Origin of the sequence: Serratia sp. BW106 (assembly GCF_002607755.1) — a bacterium.
Classification (GTDB): Bacteria; Pseudomonadota; Gammaproteobacteria; order Enterobacterales; family Enterobacteriaceae; genus Serratia; species Serratia proteamaculans.
In genome coordinates this window covers 34,391-55,382 of sequence record NZ_MCGS01000021.1, presented here as the reverse complement: position 1 = coordinate 55,382, position 20,992 = coordinate 34,391, and the positions used below count along the sequence as shown (strand labels likewise).

General features: G+C 56.3%; 13 protein-coding genes. 3 read left to right on the top strand and 10 right to left on the bottom strand.

The genetic code is table 11. The annotated features are described in order from the left end of the window. Window positions 1-461: 461 nt before the first annotated feature. Window positions 462-776, top strand: coding sequence for a hypothetical protein (locus BEI65_RS14845; protein ID WP_157765453.1), 315 nt, complete (start codon window positions 462-464; stop codon window positions 774-776). Window positions 777-1,690: 914 nt separating this feature from the next. On the opposite strand, the gene urtE is transcribed toward BEI65_RS14845, so the two are convergent. The 8 genes from urtE to atzF all read right to left on the bottom strand — a co-directional run bounded on the left by urtE (window position 1,691) and on the right by atzF (window position 13,458). Next, entirely contained in the window at window positions 1,691-2,389 is a 699-nt protein-coding gene (gene urtE, locus BEI65_RS14840) for an urea ABC transporter ATP-binding subunit UrtE (protein WP_085115803.1), read from the bottom strand. An 8-nt stretch (window positions 2,390-2,397) separates the two neighbouring features. Next, window positions 2,398-3,204 (bottom strand): urea ABC transporter ATP-binding protein UrtD, encoded by an 807-nt coding sequence (gene urtD / locus BEI65_RS14835; RefSeq protein ID WP_198404452.1) that lies wholly within the window; start codon window positions 3,202-3,204, stop codon window positions 2,398-2,400. Then, window positions 3,201-4,277, bottom strand: a complete 1,077-nt coding sequence (gene urtC, locus BEI65_RS14830) for an urea ABC transporter permease subunit UrtC (RefSeq protein ID WP_085115802.1) — start codon at window positions 4,275-4,277, stop codon at window positions 3,201-3,203. Before urtC ends, urtD begins: the two co-directional genes overlap by 4 nt. After that, window positions 4,277-5,857 carry an urea ABC transporter permease subunit UrtB gene (gene urtB, locus BEI65_RS14825; protein ID WP_099063989.1) on the bottom strand — a complete coding sequence of 527 codons (1,581 nt, stop codon included), beginning with the start codon at window positions 5,855-5,857 and terminating at the stop codon, window positions 4,277-4,279. The genes urtC and urtB overlap by 1 nt, the downstream gene beginning before the upstream one ends. A gap of 61 nt (window positions 5,858-5,918) precedes the next feature. Next, window positions 5,919-7,187, bottom strand: a complete 1,269-nt coding sequence (gene urtA / locus BEI65_RS14820) for an urea ABC transporter substrate-binding protein (protein ID WP_099063988.1) — start codon at window positions 7,185-7,187, stop codon at window positions 5,919-5,921. Window positions 7,188-7,240: 53 nt separating this feature from the next. Then, window positions 7,241-7,951 carry a GntR family transcriptional regulator gene (locus tag BEI65_RS14815; RefSeq protein WP_099063987.1) on the bottom strand — a complete coding sequence of 237 codons (711 nt, stop codon included), beginning with the start codon at window positions 7,949-7,951 and terminating at the stop codon, window positions 7,241-7,243. A gap of 51 nt (window positions 7,952-8,002) precedes the next feature. After that, entirely contained in the window at window positions 8,003-11,626 is a 3,624-nt protein-coding gene (gene uca / locus BEI65_RS14810) for an urea carboxylase (RefSeq protein WP_099063986.1), read from the bottom strand. Between the two features lie 2 nt (window positions 11,627-11,628). Next, entirely contained in the window at window positions 11,629-13,458 is a 1,830-nt protein-coding gene (atzF, locus tag BEI65_RS14805) for an allophanate hydrolase (RefSeq protein WP_099063985.1), read from the bottom strand. 616 nt (window positions 13,459-14,074) lie between these two features. Here atzF and BEI65_RS14800 point away from each other — a divergent pair. Together BEI65_RS14800 and BEI65_RS14795 are read left to right on the top strand one after the other, a co-directional pair. After that, on the top strand, window positions 14,075-14,695 hold the full coding sequence (locus tag BEI65_RS14800; RefSeq protein ID WP_099063984.1) for a carbonic anhydrase: 621 nt from the start codon (window positions 14,075-14,077) through the stop codon (window positions 14,693-14,695). Continuing rightward, a complete protein-coding gene (locus BEI65_RS14795) occupies window positions 14,692-16,191 on the top strand; it encodes a SulP family inorganic anion transporter (RefSeq protein ID WP_099063983.1) in 1,500 nt (499 codons plus the stop codon). Before BEI65_RS14800 ends, BEI65_RS14795 begins: the two co-directional genes overlap by 4 nt. Window positions 16,192-16,256: 65 nt before the next feature. Here the strand turns inward: BEI65_RS14795 and BEI65_RS14790 are convergent, their stop codons facing one another. Together BEI65_RS14790 and BEI65_RS14785 are read right to left on the bottom strand one after the other, a co-directional pair. Then, complete coding sequence (locus tag BEI65_RS14790) at window positions 16,257-18,827, bottom strand: putative mucin/carbohydrate-binding domain-containing protein (RefSeq protein WP_099063982.1); 2,571 nt, start codon at window positions 18,825-18,827, stop codon at window positions 16,257-16,259. A gap of 126 nt (window positions 18,828-18,953) precedes the next feature. Continuing rightward, complete coding sequence (locus BEI65_RS14785; RefSeq protein WP_099063981.1) at window positions 18,954-20,840, bottom strand: sigma-54-dependent Fis family transcriptional regulator; 1,887 nt, start codon at window positions 20,838-20,840, stop codon at window positions 18,954-18,956. Window positions 20,841-20,992 lie beyond the last annotated feature (152 nt).

Here is a 20,992-nt window from a genome sequence, read left to right as displayed (position 1 = left end):
AATACCCCACTACTTTAGAAGATTGAATGTAACAAACTCTACCAAGGTAAATTTTAATTTAACATCTCCAAAGAGGTCTAATCATGCCCCTATCCCCCTAAGATAACAGTTCCAGTTTGTTTTTTAATTTTCCCACCTCATAACAAAAAGTCAATTTAAATTATTTCTTAAAATATTTAACTAAAAATTTTTATTGTATAATTATACCAAATAAAATATTACCACTTAGTTATAAATATTTTTTACCCCATGCTAATATAGTATTTATCAAATCAATGATAATCTTAAACAAGCATTGACAATGCTTTCAAAAAATTAAAATTTGTGACACTCGTCAAGTTAGATTTGTATAGAAGATGCCTACAATACCGCTTTATAAACCAGATGAGTTTTAAAACAAACACGTGGCATAACAATTACCAATATATAATTGTCAGATGATGTTTATAGGGGAAATGTTGATGGATAGATTGGCATTGATTGCCATCAAACGGATAGCGATGGAGACGGCCTTTTTTTGTGCTGAACCTTATGATTGTGATTACGGATTTGATCGTCTTATGGCGTGCAGAACAACTGAAGATTTGAACAGTGCTGCATTTGGTGACATCTTCCTGCATGCGTTTCTGCAAAAGCATAAAGTCGATAAAATAAAAAAATTCGTTCTCGACATGGCCATTCAACCAGTTACCATAATCGAGCATGTATTACCTGAAATTGCTGAAAAACAATTACTCCAAATAGAAGCAAACGACACGCAGAAGATGAAAGTGTAGTATTCACATCAATCCTGGCTCCCATACGCATAGGGGTAATGCAATGAAAGAGTTGGCACTATCTGTATTTTGTATTATTCTCGGCGTGACTATAGGTTTCGTTGCAAGACACTTTAATGCCACCCCATTCCTACAGTCTCTTTCCATATCAATTGGAGTGGTAATCGTAATGTTTATATACTTTCAAGTGAAAAGGAATTTAAAATGAGAGTTCTAAGTTATACCGATATTAACTTTGTCTCTGGTTCTGGCGATGTTGACTGGGTACAAGCAGGGAGAGATGTCGTTGTTGGTGGAGCAACTGTAGCTGGAACAGCATTTGGTACCGGACTCGCTGGCCCGTTTGGACCTCTAATCGGAGTGGCATTTGGCGCTGGCGTAGGGGCTATGTATGACGCAGCTGGAAATAACGGTCCCAGTGGTGGTACTAGTAGCGCAACAGCAGCTGCAAATTACAGCAGTTAACTGAACGATAATATTTCTGTATGGGTTAACAGTAGCTGCTCGCAGCTACTGTTAACTTCGCCATAATAAAGGATATATTATGAAGCCAATTATATCGTGGATCCTTTTTTTCCTTGCCTTCTACCTGTGTATCTACTTAGGAATATTTGTATTCGGTGAGGAATTTAACCAAAAAAACACCATAATGCTTTCATTTATTTTTTCAAGCATGTTTTCTTTTATTTTTAGGCGCTACAGAAACAGGTGATTTTTATTACATACAACTAAATTAGAGGATTCCCCCAACTGCCGGAAATTAGCTGATTACACTTACTCCCGCTATTTCTACCGGAGCTAAAAATCCAAACCTATAGCGCCTATGATATCAAAACCACTGAATAGTGGATTACCAACCTACACAACGACGATTGGCAACCCATCACTTTGCGATACCCCGGGTTAATTAGGCCTTATATCGCCACCAGCCCGCGCACGCCGTCTTGCTCCATCGCGCTGCCTGCACCGCGCTGGACAATGCTGCCACGCGACATCACAAGATAACGGTCCGCCAGCTCGGCGGCGAAATCATAAAACTGTTCCACCAGCAGGATCGCCATATCCCCTCTTTCCGCCAACTGTTTGATCACCGCGCCGATCTCTTTGATCACCGAAGGCTGGATCCCCTCCGTCGGCTCATCGAGGATCAACAACTGCGGTCGGCAAGCCAGCGCACGCCCTATCGCCAACTGCTGTTGCTGGCCACCGGAGAGATCGCCGCCGCGCCGATCTTTCATCTGCAACAGCACCGGGAACAGTTCATAGATATGATCCGGTACCTTGCGGGCCTGACTGCCAGAAAAGCGCGCCAACCCCATGAGCAAGTTTTCCTCCACCGTCAGGCGACCAAAGATCTCACGCCCCTGCGGCACATAGGCGACGCCTGCCTGTACCCGCTGGTGCGGTTTTCTGCCGTTGAGGCTTTCGCCCTGCCAACTGATACTGCCGCTCTTGGCCGGGATCAGCCCCATCAGGCACTTCAACAGCGTGGTTTTCCCCACGCCGTTGCGCCCCAGCAGGCAGGTCACTTCGCCGATATGGGCTTCAAACGACAGGCCGCGCAAAATATGGCTGCCGCCGTAATATTGATTCAGTTCGTTCACTTGCAACATAGCTGCTCCTAGCGCCCCAAATACACTTCGATCACCTGCTCGTCGGCCTGCACCTGCGCCAATGAACCCTCCGCCAGCACCTGACCCTGATGCAGCACCGTGACGTGGTCGGCAATGGTTTCAACAAACCCCATATCGTGCTCCACCACCATCAGTGAATGCTTGCCCGCCAGCGAGCGGAACAGTTCGGCGGTGTACTCGGTTTCAGCATCGGTCATGCCAGCCGCCGGTTCATCGAGCAACAGCAGGTGCGGTTCCTGTACCAGCAGCATACCGATCTCGAGAAACTGTTTTTGCCCGTGAGACAGCAACCCAGCGGGACGATGCCGTTCATGGCCGAGCCGCAGAGTTTTCAGCATGTCATCGATACGGTCGCGTTGTTCGCTGCTCAGTTTGGCGCGCAGGCAGGCCCATACCGACTTTTGGTTTTTTTGGGCGATCTCCAGGTTTTCGAACACCGTCAGCGCCTCAAATACCGTGGGCTTTTGGAACTTGCGGCCAATGCCTGCCTGGGCGATCTGCATCGGATCCAGCGCGGTCAGATCAACGGTTTGATCGTAAAACACCCTGCCGCTGTCCGGCCGGGTCTTGCCGGTGATCACATCCATCAGCGTGGTTTTCCCCGCGCCGTTAGGCCCGATCACACAGCGCAATTCCCCCACGCCAATCTGCAACGACAGATCGCTCAGCGCACGGAAACCGTCGAAGCTGACGTTGATCTTGTCGAGCAACAGCACCGGATCGGTTTGCTGGCGGTATTTATCGGCCGGCAGCGGCTGGGTGAACAGCTCTTCGGTCATTTGCAGCGAATTCATTGTGATTTCCCTCTGCGCAGCAGGCCAATGACCCCTTTCGGCAGGAACAGCGTGACGATGATAAACATCAGGCCGAGGAAGAACTGCCAGTATTCCGGAATGGCCATGGTGAACCAGCTCTTGGCACCGTTGACGATACCGGCCCCCAGCAGCGGCCCCACCAGCGTGCCGCGCCCACCAAGTGCCACCCAGATAGCGGCTTCGATCGAGTTGGTCGGCGACATTTCGCCCGGGTTGATAATCCCCACCTGCGGCACATACAGCGCCCCGGCCAGCCCACACAGCACCGCCGACAACGTCCAGACAAACAGTTTGAAGCCTTTCGGATCGTAACCGCAGAACGTCAGGCGGTTTTCCGCATCGCGTACCGCCGTCAACACCCGACCGAACTTGCTGCGTGCCAGAGCGAAGCCGATTGCCAGACTGGCAGCCAGCAGCAGCACCGTGGTCAGGAACAGCGCCACCCGCGTGCCGGTCGCGGTGATCGGGAAGCCCAGCAGCGTCGTGAAACCGGTAAAGCCATTGTTGCCACCAAAGCCGGTTTCGTTACGGAAGAACAGCAGCATACCGGCGTAGGTCAACGCCTGGGTCATGATGGAGAAATACACCCCTTTGATTTTTGAGCGAAAAGCGAAGTAACCGAAGATAAAGGCCAGCACCCCGGGCACCAGCACGATCAGGCACAGCGCCCAGGCGAAATACTGGGTACCGCTCCAGAACCACGGCAACTCGTTCCACGACAGGAAGGCCATAAATCCCGGCAGGCCATCACCCGCCGCCTGGCGCATCAGGTACATGCCCATGGCATAGCCACCGAGGGCAAAAAACAGCCCGTGCCCCAACGACAGCAGCCCGGCATAGCCCCACACCAGGTCGAGCGCCACCGCCACCACCGCATAACACAAAATTTTACCCACCAGCGTCAGGGTATAAGTGGAGATCGCCAGCGGATGGTCTGCCGGCAACAGCGCCAGAAACGGCATAATCAACAGCGCCAGCAACGCCAGTCCGCCGATGCCCAGCGCCAGTCGGGGTGCCTTTTGCACGCCGGTGACAGTCAATGGTTGGCTCATCAGTCGATCACCCTGCCCTTGAAGGCGAACAGTCCCTGAGGACGTTTTTGGATAAACAGCACGATCAGCGCCAGGATCAGGATCTTGCCCAATACAGCACCAATCTGCGGTTCAAGAATTTTGTTGAGGATACCGAGGCCAAAAGCCGCCACCACGGTACCGGCCAGTTGGCCGACGCCGCCGAGTACCACCACCAGGAACGAGTCGATGATATAGCCCTGGCCCAGTTCCGGCCCGACGTTACCCAGTTGCGACAGCGCCACTCCACCCAGCCCGGCAATGCCGGAGCCCAGACCGAACGCCAGCATATCGACACGGCCGGTGGGCACACCACAGCAGGCAGCCATCGCACGGTTCTGGGTCACGGCACGCACGTTCATGCCGAGGCGGGTTTTATTCAGCAACAGCCAGGTGAGTGCCAGCACCAACACCACAAACAGGATCACCGCGATACGGTTCCACGGCAGCACCAGATTCGGCAGTAACTGAATGCCGCCTGACAGCCAGGCCGGGTTGGCGACCTCGACGTTTTGCGCGCCGAACAACACACGTACGCCCTGGATCAGCACCAGACTGATACCCCAGGTCGCCAGCAGGGTTTCCAGCGGCCGACCATACAGATGACGGATCACCGTGCGCTCCAGTGCCATGCCAATGCAGGCGGTGATGGTGAACGCCACCGGCAACGCCACCAGCGGATACAGCGCCAGCCACTGCGGCGCAAACTGCTGAAACACCCCCTGCACCAGATAAGCCGAATAGGCACCCAGCATCAGCATTTCGCCGTGCGCCATGTTGATCACCCCCAGCAGGCCATAGGTGATCGCCAACCCAAGCGCCGCCAACAGCAGGATCGAACCGAGCGACAGGCCGGTAAACGCCTGGCCAATCAGGTCGCCGATCATCAACCGGTGTTTCACGCTGGTCAGGCTTTTCAGCGCTTCGGCACGCACGGCGGCGTCCGGTTCATGGCTGGCATCGGTCAATGCCTGCAGCCGGGTTTGGGTTTCCGGCGCGCCCGAACTGCCGAGCAGTTGCACCGCATTAAGGCGTACTTTGGCATCGGTGTCGGTCAGTTGCAGATTGGCCAGCGCGATGCTCAGCGCGTCATGCACCCGGCTGTCTTTTTCCTGCGCCAGACGTTGGGTCAACAGCGGTAGCTGACTGTTTTGCGCCTCTTGCTGCAGAGCCTGCGCCGCCTGTAAACGCAGCGCCGGATCTTCACTGACCAGCCGGTGTGCCGACAGCGCGTTGGCAATCAGTATCCGCAGCCGGTTATTCAGCCACAGCTTCTTCGGCGTACCGACCGGGGCAGCGCTACCCTCCAGCGGCTGATAGCGATCGCCCTGCTGGATAAAGGCATGTTTGGCCTCGTCGATCACCACGTTTTCCTGCTTTAACGCCTGCAGTAATGGCAAACGCGCAGCATCCGGCGCGGTTGCCCACGCCTGCAATAATTTGGCCTGCTGCGTACGGTTGGCCGCAGCAAAGTCATCGGCCGGCCCCGCCTGCGCGAACATGGGCAGGCAGCACAGCAATAACCACAGATGCCTGAGATGGCTTAAAGATAAAAGTTTCATCAGATGCCTCGTCGCAATAGGGCATGGCTCAGTCAGCCCCCGCCGTAACGGGGGCCGGGCATTACTTACCGCCTTTTACCGGGCTTTCCGACTTTTTGTCGTTGCCGGCAATGTACGGGCTCCACGGCTGAGCGCGTACCGGGGCATCGGTCTGCCACACCACGTTGAACTGGCCGTTGCCTTCAATTTCACCGATCATCACCGGTTTGTGCAGGTGGTGGTTGGTGGCGTCCATGGTCAGGGTAAAGCCCGACGGCGCGGCGAAGGTCTGTCCGGCCATCGCGGCGCGTACCTTATCCACGTCCGTGGTACCGGCCTTCTCAACCGCCTGCGCCCACATGTGGATGCCGACATAGGTGGCCTCCATCGGATCGTTGGTCACGGCAGTGGCATAGTTCGGCAGGTTATGCGCCTTGGCATAGGCTCGCCATTCGCTGACAAACTGCTTGTTGGTCGGGTTGTCTACCGATTCGAAGTAGTTCCAGGCCGCCAGGTTGCCCACCAGCGGTTTGGTGTCGATGCCGCGCAGCTCTTCTTCCCCCACCGAGAAGGCGATCACCGGTACATCGGTGGCTTTGATGCCCTGATTGGCCAGCTCTTTGTAGAACGGCACGTTGGAGTCACCGTTGATGGTGGAGATCACCGCCGTTTTGCCGCCGGCGGAGAATTTCTTGATGTTGGCGACGATGGTCTGGTAGTCGCTGTAGCCAAACGGCGTATAGACCTCTTCGATATCTTTATCCTGAATACCTTTCGAATGCAGGAAGGCGCGCAGTATCTTGTTGGTAGTGCGCGGATACACGTAGTCGGTGCCCAGCAGGAAGAAGCGTTTCGCCGAGCCGCCGTCTTCGCTCAGCAGGTATTCCACCGCCGGGATCGCCTGCTGGTTAGGGGCGGCGCCGGTGTAGAACACGTTAGGTGACATTTCTTCCCCTTCGTACTGCACCGGGTAGAACAGCAGGCCGTTCAGCTCTTCAAACACTGGCAGCACGGATTTACGCGACACCGAAGTCCAGCAGCCAAACACCGCCGCCACTTTATCCTGGCTCAGCAACTGACGCGCCTTTTCGGCGAACAGCGGCCAGTTGGAGGCGGGATCCACCACCACCGCCTCGAGTTTTTTACCCAATACGCCACCCTTGGCGTTAATGTCATCAATGGTCATCAGCGCTACATCCTTGAGCGGCGTTTCAGAAATGGCCATGGTGCCGGACAGCGAACTCAGGATGCCGACCTTGATGGTATCGGCCGCCTGCACGCCCCAAGCCATCCCCATGCCAATCATGGTGGCGGACAGCGCAAAAGCTTTTATAAAGTGACGACGTTGCATAATTCAAACTCCTGATGTGTGTTAGAAAACCAACCTTCTTTTTTAAGAAAAACTCACGTAGGACTGTCTGGTAGCTGGAGGCGTGCTTGATGCAACATGTGTAAAGTTATTTTTCTGACCTCAGCCTTACTGACGGCAATATGGTTGCTGAGCAGCGTTTGCGCCTCCTCGGTTTGCTGTTGCAAGATTGCCCGCAAAATCGCGGCGTGTTCGTTATAGGTCGCCGCCACCCGGCTACCCTGAGTGAAGTCCAGCCGACGAATGATGCGGATCTTCTCGGTCAGATCACGATGGATACGCGCCATTTCGCCATTGCCCGCCGCCTCCACCAGCGCCATGTGAAACTGCTCGTCGTGCGGCGAAACGGTCTTGCCGTCCTCCAGCCGCGGCTCGTCGATCCAGAAACTGCTGAGCGTCTCCAGTTGCAACGGCATTTCGCCCGCCAGCCGTGCACACAGTCGTTTTACCGCCTCACACTCCAGCACGATGCGCAGGTCATACAGTTCCTCGAAGTAGGCAAAATCGAATGGCCGCACCTGCCAACCACTGCGAAAATGCACTTCGACATAGCCTTCGCGCTCCAGCCAGAACAACGCCTGACGCACCGGCGTACGGCTGACGTCCATACGCAGCGCCACTTCGTTTTCGCTAAAGCGATCGCCCGGCAGCAGCTGAAAATCAAAAATGTCGTCCTTGAGCTGCAGATAGATACGTTCCGCCAGCCCCTCCGGTCGCGCCTTGCTGCGGTTATTGGTGATTTGCATCGCATTCCTCTCTGCGGGCGCAGCCTGCCGCGCCGCGACGATTAAAGACGGTTAACTGGCGTGCTCCAGCCACAACAGGGCGTCGCCCGGCCCGACAGGTCGCCCCTGCTGACAACTGATGCGCTTAATGATCCCGGCGCGCGGTGCGGTGACCGCCAGCTCCATTTTCATCGCCTCGACCACGATCAGCGGCTGACCGGCTTCTACCTGCTGTCCCGGCTCCACCAGGATCTTCCACACGCTGCCGTTCAGGTCGGCGCTGACCAGATAGCCGTCCACTTCTTCCTCATCAATCTGCGGCGGCAACAGTTGGGCCTCGGCTTCGCCCTCTTCTTCCTGCCAGCGCGTCACCTCGTGGTTGAACGCCTGCTGCTGACGCTGCTGGAAGGCGCTGATATCTTCGGCGTTGTCCACCAGGAAACGGCTGTATTCGGCAAAATCAAACTCGCTGTCCTCGATGCGGATCTGCGCGCGCCCTTCACGGAACGCCTCGCGCTGTTCATCCAGCTCCTGCTCGCTGACCGGGTAGAAACGCACCAGATCAAAGAAGTGCAGCAGCCAGGGCTCACCGGCGGTGAACTGCGGGTTTTTGAGGAATTTGTTCCAGATTGGCAGCGTGCGCCCGACCAGTTGGTAACCACCCGGCGAATCCATGCCATAAATGCACATGTACATGCCGCCGATACCGACCGTGCCTTCGGCGGTATGGGTACGCGCCGGGTTGTATTTGGAACTGAGCAAGCGGTGACGCGGGTCAATCGGCACCGCGCAGGGTGCGCCGAGATAAACATCACCCAGCCCGAGGATCAGGTAACTGGCATCAAAGATGATGTCGCGCACCTGCTCACGGGTGCTGAGGCCGTTGATGCGCTGGATAAAATCGACGTTGTTCGGCAGCCAGGGGGCGGACGAACGGACCGTCTGCTGATAACGTTCCACCGCTCCCAGGGTGGCGGAGTCTTCAAATGCCATCGGCAGATACACCGTGCGCGTCGGCACCTTCAGTTGGCTGACATCCCCCAGCGCCTGCTCGCGCGCCAGCAAACGCGTCAGTAAATCGGCCTGACCGAGCACGCGGCTGTCGTAGCGGATCTGCAGCGATCGCACACCGGGCGCTAACTCCTCAACGCCGGGAATGACGTCCTGCCTGAGCGACTGCATCAGCAGATGAATGCGTAACCGCAGTGCCAGATCGAGCACGTTGTCGCCGTACTCCAGCAAAATGTAGCCGTCCCCTGCCTGGCGATAGACCACTGCAGGGCGGCTGTCGGTGACCGGTAACGCCGCCAGAATGCTGGCCGACCCGGTGGCTCCCGGAGTCAGATCCGGTGCGGCCAGGGTAATCGCCTTTACCGCCGCCAAGGCTTCGATGCTGCCAAGCTGCGCTTGCTCCAGTGACTGCGCCTGTTTGAAGCCAATCGGGTGGAAGCGGATGCGATCCCCCGGCTTCACCTGACCGACCTTCCACAATTCGGCCCTGGCAATGGTCACCGGACAGACAAAGCCACCCAGGCTCGGCCCGTCGCGGGTGAGGATCACCGGGAAATCGCCGGTGAAGTTAATCGCACCGATGGCATATTCGCAGTCATGCACGTTGGACGGATGCAGCCCCGCCTCACCGCCGTCCTGCCGTGCCCACTCGGGTTTTGGCCCGGACAGGCGTACGCCCAGCCGGTTGGAGTTGTAATGCACCTGCCATTCGGCAGCGAAGAAAGTCTCGATCGACTCCGGGGTAAAGAAATCCGGCGCGCCGTGCGGCCCGTACAGCACGCCGATGTTCCACAGGTTGCCGTACTCGGGGATCAGGCTGTCATCCATTGCCTGCGGCGCGGCGATCGGCGCAGGAGTCGTGGTGGCGGCCAACGTCGGTTGGGACACCGCCAGCATGTCCGCGACCCGTAGAGTACGCCCGGCGTGACCGCCAAACTGCCCCAGTGCGAAGGTCGAGCGGCTGCCCAGATACACCGGCACGTCGAAACCGTTACGTACCGCCAGATAGGTGCGGCATCCGTGCTGAGCGCGGCCCATCGTCAGCACCTGCCCGGCCCGAACCGCAACCGGCTGCCAGTAATCCAGCGCTTCGCCGTCCAGATCCGCCGGGCAGTCCGCCCCGGTCAGGGCAATGGTGGCATCGCAGTGGAAACGTAAGGTCGGCCCCTGCAGGGTAAACTCCAGTCCGGCGGCGCTGGGGTGGTTACCGACAATGCGGTTGGCCAGCCGGAAAGCAAAGTCGTCCATCGGCCCGGACGGCGGTACGCCGATATCCCAATAACCGAGACGGCCCGGGTAATCCTGCACGCTGCTGTAGGTCCCCGGTTGCAATACTTCGATGCTGCTGGGCTGGAAACGGAAACTGTCCAGCATGCGGGTCCACACGCTGCCGGTCTGGAATTCGGCGGTGGCAATCACCTGCCGCAGGTAATCCAGATTGGTGGCAATGCCGTGCAGCCGGGTAGCGTCCAGCGCCACGCGCATTTTCTCCAGCGCCTGCTGGCGATCCTCGCCGTGGACAATCAGCTTGGCGATCATCGGGTCGTAAAATGCCGACACTTCACTGCCGGTAGCGACCCAACCGTCAACCCGCACGGACTCTGGGAAATGCACCTCGGTCAATACGCCCGGGCTGGGCTGGAAGTTCTTCAGCGGATCTTCGGCATAAATGCGCACTTCAATCGACGCACCCTGCGGCGGACGTTGCAGTGCCGCCCAGTCCAACGCATCCCCCGCCGCCACCTGCAACATGCATTCGATCAGATCCAGCCCGGTGACCATCTCGGTGACCGGATGCTCCACCTGCAGGCGAGTGTTCACCTCGAGGAAATAAAATTCATCGCGTGCACCGTCGTAGATAAACTCCACGGTACCGGCGCTGCGATAATTAACCGACGCTCCCAGCGCCACCGCCGCCTGATGCAGCGCCTGACGAGTGGCCGCAGGCAGGTTGGGTGCCGGGGTCTCTTCCACCACTTTTTGGTTGCGACGTTGCAATGAGCAGTCACGCTCGCCGAGCGCGACCACCCAGCCCTGACCGTCGCCAAAGATCTGCACTTCGACATGGCGCGCCTGATCGACAAAGCGCTCGATAAAGGCCCCAGAGTCGCGGAAAAACTGCTCACCCAGCCGTTTCACGCTGTCGTAGGCTTCACGCAGTGCGGCTTCGTCATCGCAGCGCGTCAGGCCGATACCGCCACCGCCGGCGGTGCTTTTCAGCATCACCGGGTAGCCAATCTGGCTGGCAGCGTTGACCGCCTGCTCAACGCTGTCCAGCAGGCCGGTGCCCGGTGTCATCGGCACCTGCGCCACCGCCGCCAGCTCACGCGCCCGGTGTTTCAGGCCGAACTCGCGGATTTGCGCCGCCGTTGGGCCGATAAAGGCAATGCCCGCCGCTTCACAGGCGTCGGCAAACTCAGCGCTCTCGGAGAGGAAGCCGTAACCGGGGTAGATCGCCTGCGCGCCGGTTTCTGCCGCCGCCGCCAGGATCTTGTCGATACACAGGTAGCTGTCGCCGGGTTTTTCACCGCCAAGCGCCACCGCCAAGTCGGCTTCGGTGACGTGCGGAGCATTGCGATCGGCATCGGAATAGACCGCCACGCTGGTCACGCCCAGACGTTTCAAAGTGCGGATGGCGCGACAGGCGATTTCGCCACGGTTGGCAATCAGTACGGTAGAAAACATGATCAAGCCCCCTTCAGGCTGGCGACATAGTTGCGCCAACCGCCAAATTCAGTGATGTCCGTGGCGCCTTGTAGCGCCCAAGGTTCGCAGATAAAGCCCTTCACCCGGCGACCGTCCGCCAGCAACAGCGTGCCGATGCCCAGCGGCGCCGGGATTTCCGCCACGAATTCGCCGAAACGCGCCAGAGGGATATCCCACAGCTCGACATCGATAGCGGCCCCCTGTTCGGTTTTGGCCAACCCCGGCTTTGGCGGCTGAGTATTGGCTAACGCGTACAGCCGGTAGCACGGCGCGGTGGTGGTTTGTTCCACCAAAGCCGCCGCACGCTGCGTGAGCTGGAAATTCAATGGCATTCCACTGAGGTGGGCACCCACCACCGCCACCCGCACGTGCTGGGTCGAAGGTATAAGGGATTGCGAAGGTGGCAGCGGGCGGCCGGTGGCGCCCAACGGCAGATCCTGCGCCTGTTGCCAGCGCAGGCCGAACGCGGCCAGCGCCCGATCGTGCCAGGCGGGGGCGACCAGCGTGATACCGGCGGGCAGGCCGTCGTCACGCATCGACGCAGGCAGCGCCAGCGCGCTCAGATCGGCCAGGTTGGTGAAATTGGTGTAGGTACCAAACTGCGAGTTGAACAACACCGGTTCCTGCTCCATTTCCGCCAGCGTGCGGATGGTCGGTGAGGTCGGCACCACCAGCGCGTCGAAGGGAGCCAGCCGCTGTTCAATCTGCCGTGTCAGTTCGGCACGCAGATATTCCGCCTTATAGGCATCGCAGGCGCTGTACTTCAGGCCGTTATTGACGATGCCGCGCACCACCGGGTTGATGGCCTGCGGGTTGGCACTCAGCATCTTTTCGACCGCCACGGTGCGTTCCGCCACCCAGGGGCCGTAATAGAGCTGCTCCGCCAGTACGCGGAACGGGGTAAAATCGAGGGTTTCCAGCGTCACGCCGCAGCGTTGCAACTGCGCCAGCGCCCGTTGAAAAGCCCGCTCGGCCTGAGTATCGCCAAAAAACTCGAGCTGCGCGGGCACTGCAAGGCGTGGCACCGCGGGCAGGTCCGCCGGGGCGGTATGGGGATTGATACGGGAATAGGCGTCGGCGGCGTCGTAGCCACCCGCCAGTTCGGCCACCAGCGCGGCGTCCGTCACCGTCAGAGCAAATACCGACACCGTGTCATTCAGCCGACAGGCGGGTACCACACCTTGATTCGATAACCAGCCCTTGGTCGGTTTCAGGCCGACAATATTGTTGAATCCGGCCGGGACACGCCCTGAACCGGCGGTATCGGTACCCAGTGAGAACGGTGTCAGGCCGCGCGCCACCACCGAGGCCGATCCAGAACTGGAGCCGCCGCTGACGTAACGGCTGTCGAAACTGTTTACCACCGCACCGTGCGGGGAACGGGTGCCCACCAGGCCGGTGGCGAACTGATCGAGGTTGGTTTTACCGATCACCAGGGCACCGGCGGCGCACAGATTGGCGACGACGCTGGCGTCTGCCGTCGCCTGATAGGCAAACTCCGGACAGGCGGCGGTGGTCGGCCAGCCACCGACGTCGATATTGTCTTTAACCGCAAAGGGCACGCCAAACAGCGGCAGACGGCTGATGTCACCGGCGACGGCTTCAAGCCGTTGTGCCAGTCGTTGGCACTGCGCCTCCAGCTGTGCCGCGTCGGCAAGATACAGCCAGGCATTGTCATCCGCAGGGAGATCGGTAGCCCATGCAGCCAAAGTAGCGCGCACGCAGGCCATGCGCTCGCCCGCCAGGCGGGTGTGATAATAGTGTTGCCATTCACCGAGGGTGAAACCGCGTAGATTTACAGGCTGAGTCATTGGCTGAATTCCATCTGGTACACAAGATGGGATTCAACAGAGCAACCGGCGTGCCAATTTTTAATTGGCTGATTCTAATAAATTATAAGAAAAACTTATCTTAAAACAGAGAAAACCTGCACCAGCCACGGGCAAGCGGCGAACAAAAAAGGTGCAATAAACCGCTATTATGCCGATACAAAAATGTTTTTCTTAAATTAACCCCAATCTATGTGCGTGTGTTGGAATACCAACTTACGATTAATCAGAAATAATTAGCCTGTGGTTTTAATAAATTATTTAATTACAAAACAATGCCATCAACCAACTTCAAGCTAAAATCAACCGGAGCACAATGAATTACAAAGAACCATGAAAACACCAATTAAGTTTCAACCTTAATTAAAAATCCAGAATTAAAAACCATAAAATAACCGACATATGTTTATAACAAAATGGACTTTAAAATAGAGCATTTAACCAAGCCCACCTCGATATAGAAAACTTTACACAAACCCTGCTTATCATTCGCACAATGATTGGACTAACCTAGGTCTGGAGTTTTTGCTAGTGGCGGCGGCCTGCACGTCAGCGCCGAACTTTCTCGCTGCTAAATACCCTGACCCAAGGAGCCCCCATGACATTGATTAATCATCTGCTGGTTAAAAACCGCAGTTGGGCAACCCAGCAACAAGCGCGCGATCCCAATTTTTTCCCGCAGTTGGCACAGGCGCAGAAACCGCACACGCTGTGGATTGGCTGTTCCGACAGCCGGGTCCCCGCCGAAACCCTCGTTCGTGCACAGCCCGGCGAACTGTTTGTACACCGCAATATCGCCAATATGGTCGAAGAGCAGGATGATAATTTGATGAGCGTGGTGCAATACGCGGTCGAACATCTGGAGGTTGAGGCCATAGTGATTTGCGGCCATTACGGCTGCGGTGGCATCCAATCTGCCCTGAGCAGCCGCGATACCCCCAGTAAGGACTCACTAACCCGCCGCCTCAATTCGCTACGCACTAGCCTGGAACCACATTTGCCATTTGGCACCGATACCGAAGACGACGAAACGGCTCACCTGAACCAGGCGGCGCACACCAACGTACAGCTCCAGCTCAGTACCCTCAGCAAAACCCAGTTGATTCAACGCGCCTGGCGACACAATGCCCGCTTGACGCTGGTCGGCTGCATTTACGATATGCATACCGGATTTTTGAATGTGCTGGAGCAGCGTAACGCCGCCGGGAGGGTGACATGAATCGCGCCGATCTGCGTTTTGACCTGCCCGCCGGGCTGGTGGTGTTTCTGGTCGCCCTGCCACTGAGCCTGGGCATTGCGCAAGCCAGCGGTGTCCCTCCGTTCGTCGGCCTGCTGACCGGGGTGATCGGCGGCATTGTCGTCACCCTGCTCAGCCCTTCCCCGTTTTCGGTCAGCGGCCCCGCCGCCGGGCTGGTGACCATTGTCACCGGTGCCATGGTCACGCTGGGCGACTTTCCGTCATTTTTGCTCGCCTTGTTATTGGCCGGCGTGTTGCAACTGGCATTCGGCCTGCTGCGCGGCGGCAAGCTGGCGGCGCTGATCCCCGGAGCGGTGATCCACGGCATGTTGGCCGCCATCGGTATTTTACTGATCCTGCAACAGTTGCCGTTAGCCATGGGTTATCCGTCAGGGCATGGTCTGAGTGAGAAACCGTCTGGCGCGCAACTGCGGAGTGATATCGCCCCGGCGGCGGTGTCACTGACGCTGGGTGCCCTGCTGCTGATCGGTTTCTGGGGGCGCTCATCGCTCAAACAACGCCTGCGGCTGACGGCATTACCCGGCCCTCTGGTCGCCGTGTTGTGGGGCTGCCTGTTTGTCTGGCTAGGCCAGAAGATTTGGCCCACCATTGGCACTTTGCCGCGGATAGAGTTGCCGGCACTGAACAGTGTCGAAGCGCTGCAGACGCAATTTTCGTTGCCCAACTGGCAAGCGTGGCGCAACCCGGCGGTTTATCTGGTGGCGATTACCCTGGCGATTGTCGCCAGCCTGGAAACCCTGCTGAGCCAGGAAGCCTTGAAAAAGATGGCGCCGATGATGCCGGAACCCTCCGCCGATAAAGAGCTACGGGCGCAAGGCGTGGGCAACTGCATTAGCGGGCTGCTGGGCGGTTTGCCGATTACCGCCGTGATCGTGCGCAGCTCTGCCAACGTGCAGGCCGGCGCACGCAGTCGGGTGTCTATTTTGCTGCACGGCGTACTGTTGCTGCTCAGTGCGTTGCTGTTTGCCGAGCTGCTCAACAGCATCCCGCTGGCCAGTCTGGCGGCCATCCTGATCTACACCGGTTTTAAGCTGGCGCACCCGCGTATTTTTATCAGTCTGTGGCGTCAGGGCCTGCAACAGTTCGTCCCTTTTGCCGCGACGCTCGGCGGTATTCTGGCATTTGGCATGCTGGCGGGCATTGCGATCGGCCTGGCGGCGCAACTGCTGTGGAGCCTGTACCAAAGCAATCGTCACGCCCTGCATCTGACCCGCTACGACGACCATTATCTGCTTCAGTGCCAGCAAAACCTGACCTTCCTCAACAAGATGCGCCTGAAGCATTTATTGGCGCAAATAGAGCCCAACAGCACGGTGATTATCGATTGCGAAGGGATTAACTACCTGGACGACGATATCCGCGCGATGCTCAACGAATACCGCCAAACGGCGGCGGATAAACAGATCAACATCAGTCTGCATCCACCGGCCAACATTCTGGCACGCGAAATCTCTTAAACGAAAACGGCGCCGGGTATGAAACCCGGCACCGTGAGTACCCTAGTCAGAAACCTGGCTGCGGATCAGTCCGCGATCCGTTCCAGACCCACCGGGGTAATGCAATAAGTCTGTTGCTTGCTCCTTTCACCCAACCGCAAGTGCTGCATTTCATTGGTGATCACCAAACGGTTATTCGGCTCTTCGTGATGCAGGTGGATTACTTCACCGCCGTAACCTGAAATCGGCAGCACCACTGTACGGGCCTGCTGCGCCTGGTCGCCAATCACTTCATAGCTGAACAGGTTGTTACCATCCGCATCGTCATAACTGAATGTGGCATAAGTGCCTGGGAAATAATTGTGTACAACCCCACCTTTGATGAGTTCAATCGTTAAGGTTTTTCTCACCAGGTCGACAGTGCCAGTCAAGAATTGCCAATCGCTGATCCCCTTGTAGGCGATGCTGAAAGTATTCCCTACCAGCTCATCAGGGCGAATGTTGCTGGCAGAAATACAGTCCTTATAGGTTTCTAACAACTGCTCACGCTGGGGACTGGCGAAAGTATTAATCGCCAGGTAAATATCGTCTTTAAATACCGAGAACAGCGCGTAATAGGCCTGAGGGTAGCTGCGCAAATGCTGGGCCGCAGTTTCAATCCGCGCTAATAGCGCCTGCTCGGGATCACCCGGCAGCGCTTCATTTTTCAGTCCGCTGTTAGTGATCAGCAAGACGTTAGTTTTGTTTTTGTTATCAAGGATATTCGGATACGCCGGGCTCACGCGTACCCGGCCCGGTTCCTCATGATAGATTTCAATTTTATCACCGGCGGTGAAAGGCAGCTCATCATGACTTAAGGTGGCCTGAGTACCATGAATATCCTTGCTGAAAATCACCGCATTTTGCTGATTACGTAAGGTGATTTTGGCGTAGGTCATATCAGGGAAATAGGAATGCGGCGTGGTGCTGGTAACGTCAATCACCACCATACCTTTGGCATGATCAACCGCCAGCGTGGCGAACACGGCATCGCCCAGGCCAAGCAGATTGATGTCCTGTGAAACGATTGACGAAGATACTTTTTTGACAAAGCCAATCTTCGCCGCGTTATCCCCCTGCTGCAGCACCAGGTAGTCCTGAGTCGGTTGATACTTATGGTTTTTACCCGTCGGTAACCGCAGAGTGTATACGCCAATCGGCAGGTCACTCAGGACCATGGTCGGGCTGTTGATACGCGTTTTATATGCGTAACGCGCCCCTTCCATCAGGATCAGGTCTTCGCCATAAATTTGTGCGAAATCGTCAATATCAAAGCTCAGGGTCGCATTGCCTTTCAGGCCGCTGGCCTTCAACTGAGTCGAATCAACCAACTGCAGAGTGGAGTCGAGTTTCAACTGCGTTTTGACCGATTCAATATCCTGAGCACCGACCAATTGACACAACGGATAGACGGCTTTCGCATGGCTGAAAACGTTGCGATTGCGTTGTTCCTGAGTGACATAACCCCCGACCCATTGGATAAATGGCGTCACATCCACTTTGTTGCCCGCAACGGCAAAGCTTTCCGACAGCATATCCAGCAAGGCATGTTCACTTGGCACGAAGCCAGGGGTATTACAACTTTGGCGATACTGCTGATTAAAGTGGGTGAAGGCATTTTTGCCCGCTTTGCCCACCATCAAGACGATAAAATACAGCTTGGAACGCAGGTCCCACTGATTGAGCGGCGTGGACTGAGCGATTAGGTCCAGGATTTTTTTCTCAACTTTAGCCATATTGCCGTAATCATACAGCCAGCCTTCTTTATATTTTCGCTCCCCCAACATCACATCCTGATAACAGGCGGCATAAATATTGTTCCATACCTCACCGGTGGAAAAATATTTATCGCCCATAAAATTGCCCTGATAACCATGGGCAATCTCATGCAGGCTGCCCCAATTATTATCCAGCGCCGTCAGCCAGAAACTGCTGACAGAGCTGGTACTTTCCGCCGTCCAATTACCGCCATAATAAGCGGCTCCGGCACCATTTTTATCGGCCTTGATAAAATAACGATTTTTGATATTACGATCAGAGTCGCTTTCAGCCTCAAATGAAACACCCGCCAGCGTATTATAAAAAGTAAAGATCCGATCGTAATAGGCGATCAAGCCATCAATATTTTTGGCTTCACCCAAAGACTTCAGATCTTTTTTGCTGATTTTTGGCACCAGGATATTGGCATATTCAGAGTCGACCAATGCGAATTCAGCATCCTGCGCGTCCCAACGTGCAAAGAAAGTGGTTTCATTTTCACCTTTGCGGTAAACCGGCAAGGGTTTGCTGGCGTCGGGATACTCAAACTCCAGAACCGGCGTGCCCTCTACGTAAGGCGTATCAATAAACGGCACCGAGACCGCATTTACGCTGGCCTCAACCCAGGCATTGCCGATGCTGAATTCGGCCTCGGTTTTGTTATCGTCATTGAGCAGGCGCAGTTTAAGTTTGGTGGTAAAGGCTGCATTGGTCTGACGTACTCGCACCACCTGCCCGGCGGCGAGAATAATCCCCAGATGCTGACGATCGTGGCCGATGCCTTTGCTCATTCCCGCAGCATCCAGCCATACCGGTCTTGGCAAAGTATAAAGAGTTTTTGATTTAGTGATTGTAGGCATTTTATATTCCTCAAGGTTATTATTTTCGTCTAACAGACCTTGAGAAATTAACCAGGAATGCTCTTAAGCACTAACGATGGAAAATGGCTGAACCACCACACAACAAAGAGTAGAAACCCAAATATTTTACTGCCATACCGCCTCGCGGACTTTAATCGCGCGCGGCAATAGCCCCAAAGCATAAAAACGATCGGCTATCGCCTGCTGCTGGCGAATAATAGTCAAATCCATTCGACGGGGTTGATGACTGCGACGAGACAAAGCATGGGTGAGCGAAGAAATAGCCAACCCCAGCTCAGCGGATAACAGCACCGCGGCCTGGTCACGGTGGGCGTCAATATAATGGCCGGTTTGTTCCAGCGCACTCATCAGCCCGTGCAGTAAATCGGGGGAATGCCCGGCAAAGTCGCGATGGGTGAGATAAAACTGATGGTTGTTCACCCGTCCGACGCCATTGGCAATCACCCTGAGCTGCGCATTCTGTTCGGCATCGCTCAGCAGAGGATCCCACATCATCCAGGCATCTACCGCATGGTGATCGCTGGGGGTCAGTGGGTATTTTGGTGGTGCATAGACCACCCGCACATCTTCCAGCGTCAACCCGGCTTCATCCAGAATTTGCAGCAACAGATAATGCACGTTGGAGCCTTTATTGACCGCAATCCTCTTGCCGCGCAGGTCGGCAATAGTCTGAATGAGGCTATCGTGAGCAACCAGCAATGCCACGCTCTGTGGGGCGGCAGGTTCCCAGGCCACATACAGCAGCGGGCTGTTGCCGGCCTGAGCGAACAGCGGTGGTACCTCGCCGGTAGTGCCAAAATCGATTTCACGGTTGGTCAGGGCATGCAGTAACTGCGGGCCGGCAGGAAACTCGCTCCACAATACACTCACCCCGCCCTCGGCAAACCGGGCCTCCAGCGACTGACGGGCTTTGAGTATCCCCAAATTGCCAAACTTCTGATAGCCAATGCGCAGCTCACGTTCACTGCGGCCGGCGGATTGGGCAGATTTTAGTGCCGAACTCGTCACGCTGCGCCGGGCTTTGATCAGGCCAAGATGCCCCAGATGGGTACGCAGCGTATTACGGCTGATCCCCAACAGCGACGCGGTCTGCAACTGATTGCCCTGGCTCAGTTCAAAAGCATTGCGCACCAGCGAATCGATCACCCGCTGGTAGAGTGGGCCGTCGTTGCTCTCAAGCTGCTGGCGCAGGAAAACATCCAACGAATCATCACCATAAGGCAATGCACTGACATTTTCGGCGTTCAACCTCAGCTGCTGTGGGCTAATCAGCGGCTCTCTGCTAAGCAACACGGCATTGTGCAGGGTGTTTTCCAGTTCGCGGATATTCCCCGGCCACGGATAGTCCATCAGGGCGGCCAACGCCTGCTCACTGAGACGTAATTGAGGGCGCCCCAGGCGCCGCGCGTACAGCGTCAGGAAATGGTCGGCCAGCAACGGGATATCCTCCCGCCGTTGGCGCAAGGGCGGCAGAGCAACGGCGGCGACGTTAAGCCGATAGTAAAGATCTTCACGGAAACGACGTTCGCGAATGGCAGTAGCCAGATCCACATGCGTGGCGGCCACCACGCGGACGTCCACTTTGACCGGTCGATGAGAACCAACCCGGGTCACTTCCCGTTCTTGCAAAACACGCAGTAGTTTGACCTGTAACGACAGGCTCAACTCACCAATTTCATCAAGCAACAGCGTGCCGCCTGCCGCCGCCTCAAACCATCCCTGATGGCGATCCGTCGCCCCGGTGAAAGCCCCTTTTTCATGCCCAAACAGCTCCGATTCGGCCAGGCTCTCGGTCAAAGCCCCGCAGTTCACCGCCAGAAAAGGGCCATCGCGTCTTGAGCTGTGATGATGCAGGTAACGGGCGACCCCTTCTTTACCGGTGCCGGTTTCACCCACGATAAGCACCGTCGCGTCGGTCGGTGCCAATCGATCCAGCACGCTCTGGAAGGCGATAGAAGCGGGATCAATTAACTGTGGGCCAGAGGTTTGCATAATTACTACCTTCAGGGGATCAGAACGGAAACCATACCGGCAGACGCCGGCGATAACGAGAGGGGAAACGCCCTCCTTGCTGCAAATGCAGCAGCACTCCGCCAGTCACTGCTGCATTTGCAGCAGAATACCGCTGCCAACAAATAAGCTAA